Source organism: Devosia psychrophila (assembly GCF_000971275.1).
Taxonomy (GTDB): Bacteria; Pseudomonadota; Alphaproteobacteria; order Rhizobiales; family Devosiaceae; genus Devosia; species Devosia psychrophila.
The window spans coordinates 1-851 of the sequence record NZ_LAPV01000202.1 but is presented as its reverse complement, the minus strand read 5'-3'; the positions used below and the strand labels follow the sequence as shown (position 1 = coordinate 851).

3 protein-coding genes are annotated in these 851 nt (G+C 57.9%); 2 read left to right on the top strand and 1 reads right to left on the bottom strand.

Annotated features, from left to right (window positions below):
* Positions 1 to 197, bottom strand: a 197-nt coding sequence (locus tag WH91_RS25145; RefSeq protein WP_210165786.1) for a hypothetical protein, incomplete at its 3' end; no start/stop codon positions are given.
* Positions 198 to 355: 158 nt separating this feature from the next.
* On the opposite strand from WH91_RS25145, the gene WH91_RS25860 reads away from it, so the two are divergent.
* A complete protein-coding gene (locus tag WH91_RS25860) occupies positions 356 to 490 on the top strand; it encodes a hypothetical protein (RefSeq protein ID WP_280140242.1) in 135 nt (44 codons plus the stop codon).
* A 143-nt stretch (positions 491 to 633) separates the two neighbouring features.
* A partial coding sequence (locus WH91_RS20805; RefSeq protein ID WP_046172932.1) for a hypothetical protein occupies positions 634 to 851 on the top strand: 218 nt, incomplete at its 3' end.

Below are 851 nucleotides of genomic sequence, written 5' to 3'. Positions count from 1 at the left end.
CGAAAAATGGCGAAGCGCTGCGGATCGCCCAAAATTCTCATCAGCTGGATAAGTTTGCCGTCGGTCATTCCAAACTCGCTTAATTCAGGATCCACTGAACGAACAAGAGCAGGGCAACCGTGGTCATAAGCAAGAAAACCCGCCGTCTCTCCACAGACTTGCGTCTTACGATCATGGCCCACCAAGCCATTAACCATGCTCCAGCTAAGCGCGTGACTTTGCTGCGGCAGCTGTCAGGCTGCACTCAGGATTCCATCCCGGAATTCACGGCTGCCAATCAAGGCGGCTGTCAGCCCGTACCACCGGACTGACAGCCTGACCAGGTAGCCACCCCTGCGTTCACAGGAGCCGCTAAATGGCTGACCACTTCTATTGCCGCGACAAGATTCGCCGCAACCTCTTCCTCGACATTTCTGGATCCGCAGGGATCAATGGATGGTCTGGCGTCTGTGCAATGCACAACGCCTGCCTGGTCGACAGCGCACGGTAGCGCCCTCCCCTTCCTTGGATGCGAACAAGCTGTTGCCCTGAGCTAAAGCTCGGGGGCGAGCCTCTTCGAATCCATCCAGCTCATTGAGCCGTCTGCTGCACCTGACCGTGCATCGATGCCGCTCGCCTGCGGAAATGCCAGAAATGAAGAACTACACCAAAATGACCTATGCGCAGCCAGAGCCTGATCTGGACGAGGATGAAGACCTCGACAACCTGTTGCCCTCATACTTCCTCCCGGAGACTTTCGATCGCCTTGCAGCCGGCAGGCCGCGGCTTCTGGAGACCGGCAGCGACGCCACTGCCTTTGTCCGCGTGATGGAACCGGTCGATCACGGGGCACATGAAAGTCGTCGCGGCGC

Excerpts from the sequence above, each read along its gene's own strand:
- WH91_RS25860 (WP_280140242.1), top strand. The coding sequence starts at position 356 with ATGGCTGACCACTTCTATTGCCGCGACAAGATTCGCCGCAACCTCTTC.